4 protein-coding genes are annotated in these 3,536 nt (G+C 72.1%); all 4 read right to left on the bottom strand.

Features of this window, described 5'->3' with window-relative positions:
• A partial coding sequence (locus tag Q1K57_RS10950; RefSeq protein WP_300082352.1) for a hypothetical protein occupies positions 1-744 on the bottom strand: 744 nt, incomplete at its 3' end.
• The gene (locus Q1K57_RS10945) at positions 741-2,000 is read right to left on the bottom strand and encodes a nucleotide sugar dehydrogenase (protein WP_300082349.1); all 1,260 of its coding nucleotides are present in this window, start codon (positions 1,998-2,000) and stop codon (positions 741-743) included. The genes Q1K57_RS10950 and Q1K57_RS10945, both read right to left, overlap by 4 nt.
• 67 nt (positions 2,001-2,067) lie before the next feature.
• Complete coding sequence (locus Q1K57_RS10940; RefSeq protein WP_300082346.1) at positions 2,068-3,288, bottom strand: glycosyltransferase family 4 protein; 1,221 nt, start codon at positions 3,286-3,288, stop codon at positions 2,068-2,070.
• Positions 3,285-3,536, bottom strand: a 252-nt coding sequence (locus tag Q1K57_RS10935) for a hypothetical protein (protein ID WP_300082343.1), incomplete at its 5' end; no start/stop codon positions are given. The genes Q1K57_RS10935 and Q1K57_RS10940, both read right to left, overlap by 4 nt.

The following is a 3,536-nucleotide window of genomic DNA, read 5'->3' as shown; positions in this document are numbered from 1 at the left end:
CGCCTCGAGTTCGCTCGCGGCGAGCATGCCCGTGGGCTGGCCGACGACGACGTGGGCGCGGGCGAGGGCGGCGAGGAAGTCGGCGTGGGCCAGCCGAGGGAGCAAGGTGACGCCCGCGGCGCGCGCGGCCGCGGCGTCCGGTCCCCAGTCGATGCCGAGGATCCGCACACCCGCCAAGGTGCCGAGTGCGCGCGCCGCCGCGAGCTGGACGCCGGATCCTTTCACCTCGTCCCAGCGGGAAGCGAAGAACACGGTGGGCACGGGATCGGGCTGCCACGTCGGCAAGGCGGCGACGTCGATGGGCACCGGGAACAAGCGAGCATCCTCGCGCCAGCGGATGTGGGGAGCCAGGTCAGGCGTCGAGTAGAGGACGGCCCGCGCACCCTCGACCGCTCGGCGGACGAGGGGGCCGAGGTGGGGGTCGTACTGGTAACTGCGAATGTCGGTGCCGTGGAGGTGGAGGACGTAGGGGCGGGGCACCCAGCCGGTGTGCTGCACCACCGTCGCGAAATGGATGTGCAGCAGGTCGGCACGGGCGGCGTTGGCCGCCAGCCGCGCCAGCCAGCCCGCACCACGCACTCCGCGGCGCACGATTCGCCCGACGCCGTGCCACGACGGATCGGTGACCGTGAGCGGCTGGTAGCGCCACGGGAGCCCGCAGCGGCGGGCCGCCGTCATGAGATTGGTGGTGCTGAACGCGCAGTCGTTGATGTGCAGGACGCGCGGAGTGGCCGATCCGGTCACAGGCGCACCACTGAACTCCCGGCAGCCACCCCCCGGGTGTCGAAGACGACCTTCGCGGCGGCCACGATGGCGTCCATCGCATAGCTGCGGTGATTCTGCAGGACGAGCACGGCGTCCGCCGTGGCAGCGGCCGCCACCGGATCGGGCACCCGGTCGAGCGTCGTGCCCGCGACGTGCCACTGTTCGACGAAGGGATCGTGGAAGACGAGGTCGACACCACGGTCGAGCAGCAGCTGCCCGATCTCGAGCGCCGGCGACTCGCGCTGATCGGCGATGTCGGGCTTGTACGTGACGCCGAGCACGAGGACGGTGGTGCCCCGCAGCGGCAGCGACCGGTCGTTGAGAAGCTCCGCGAGACGGCTCACCACGTAGGCCGGCATGGCGTGGTTGACCTCCTGGGCGAGCCCCACGAAACGGAACTCGCGCCCCAGCGAGCGGCGGACCTCGTAGCCGAGGTAGTTCGGGTCGATCGGGATGCAGTGCCCGCCCACACCCGGGCCGGGCCGGAACGCCTGGAATCCGAACGGCTTGGTCGCGGCCCCACGGATCACCTCCCAGATGTCGATGCCCAACTCGTGGCAGAGGATCGCCATCTCGTTGACGAGCGCGATGTTGACATGGCGGTAGGTGTTCTCGAGCAGCTTCGCGGTCTCCGCCTCGCGGGCCCCCGACAGCGGCACGACCGTCTCGACGAAGCTGCCGTAGAACGCGGCAGCGGCGTCGGTGGCCCGTGGGCTCACACCTCCGACGAGCTTCGGGGTGTTGTGGATCCCGTACTCGGGGAAGCCGGGGTTGACCCGTTCGGGAGAGAAGGCCAGCAGGAAGTCGCGCTCGTGGGCGTGGCCGTGCGCCTCGATGATGGGCAGAACGACGCCATCGGTGGTTCCCGGGTAGCTGGTTGACTCCAGCACGACCGTCGCGCCCTGCTTCAGGTGCGCGCCGACGAGTTCGGCGGACGCCCGGACAGCGCGCAGGTCGGGGGCCCCGTCGTCGCCCAACGGGGTCGGCACGCAGATGGTGGCCACGTCGGCCTCGCCGATGAGGGCCGCGTCGGCGGTGGCGCAGTAGCCGGCAGCCAGCATGGCGGCAATGTCGTCGTCGCTGAGATCGTCCACGTGCGAGTGGCCGTCGTTGAGCCGGTCGACGACGGCCGCGTTGACGTCGAAGCCGAACACCCGCCAGCCCGCCCGGACCGCTGCCTGCGCGAGGGGCAAGCCCACGTAGCCCTGCCCGAGCACCACGAGGGTCTTGGTCACTGTGCCTCCTTCAGCCTGCCCCGACCCGGAGCAGGCACATCCTATCGACCGCTCCTACCCGCCGTGCCTAGTCACGTTGCCCGCGCGAAGCCGTCCGCTCCGCGACGCCGATCACGACCCCCGCCGCCCGGTCGGCGGCCGCCTGCAGCGACGCCTCGCGCAGCGTCCAGGCGACGCGGCGACGGGCAGCTTCGGCGTCGGGTGGGCGTCGCAAGGCGGCGATCATGCCCGCGGCGACGGCGTCCACGTCGTGATCGACCGCGTCCCCCAGCCCGTTGGCGAGCACCAAAGCCCGGCCCTCTCCCCCGCCGGCGTACAGGACCGGGACGCCGCAGCCGGCGGCCGCGTACACCTTGGTGGCGAGGGCAAAGCCGTAGGGACCGGGCCGGACACTCGCGAGCGCGGCACGCGCTCCCCGGATCCAGGTGGCCGTTTCCTCGGGCGGGAGGCGGGGCAGGAAGTGGACCGACCCGGGCGGCAGTCGTGACGCCGCCGCCTCCATCGCGACGCGCTCCTCACCTTGCCCGATGAAGTACACCCGCGCATCGGGGACCTGCGCGAGGACCGCAGGGAGGGCGTCGATGAACACCGAGGCGCCGTGCACCTCCGAAGCCGTCCCGGCGTAGACGAGGTAGGGGTGCGTCTCCGGAGCGAGGGGACCGTCGGGGCGGAACACCGAGGTGTCGGCACCGTGGCCGACCAGGGCGACGGCGGCGTCCGGCTCAAGGTCACGGATTCGCCGTTCCATGGCCGGGTAGACCGTCAAGACGGACGCCGCGCCGCGCCACGCGCGCTTCTCGATCGCGGCGAGCAGCTGGGTCACCGGACGCGGCGCCCCTGTGGTCACAGCCGCCTCGGCCCAGGCGTCTGCGGCGTAGTAGACGTAGGGAACGCGACGCAGGGCTGCCGCGAGCCGGACGACGGTGCCGGTGGTCGGGGGCGGCTCGACGACGATCACGTCGGGTCGGCGACCGGCGAGCAGCCGGAAGAGCACCGGGACGTCGAACGACAGGTAGGGCAGATACCCCCGGACGTAGCCGTCCTTGTTGCGCAGCACCGGCCAGCGCCGGATCGCGCCTCCGGCGTCGGTCGTGGTGCGGGTGGTCCCGTGTTCGCCGGGGGCGGTGCTGGAGAGGACGTCGACTCGCCGGCCACGCGCGACCAGCGCGTCCCGCAGTGCGGCGAGGCGGAAGGACGCCGCCGAGGGCTCCGGCGCGAAGATGCGGCTGACGAGGACGACGCGCCCGGGCGCGGAGGATTGTCTGGTCCGCGGGTGGGTCTGGCTCACGGGAACGTCACCTCGATGTCGCCCGGGGTCTCCCGGTAGTAGCGGTTGGTGATCTTGGTGTCGTTGGGCGCGTGCACCCAGCTGGGGTGCGGGAACGCGGGTAGCCCGACCGAGGTGGTTCCGTCGGCCACCGCACGCTGCATCAGCGCTTCGCGTTCGGCGGAGACCGCGCCGTTGGCGAACTCGATCGCCCCGATGACAGCGATGCCGACCAGACAGGTGCCGAGCACCAGCACGCGGAACGCCGC

Source organism: Propioniciclava sp. (assembly GCF_029977985.1).
Classification (GTDB): Bacteria; Actinomycetota; Actinomycetes; order Propionibacteriales; family Propionibacteriaceae; genus Propioniciclava.
This window is presented reverse-complemented; position numbering and strand designations above follow the sequence as displayed.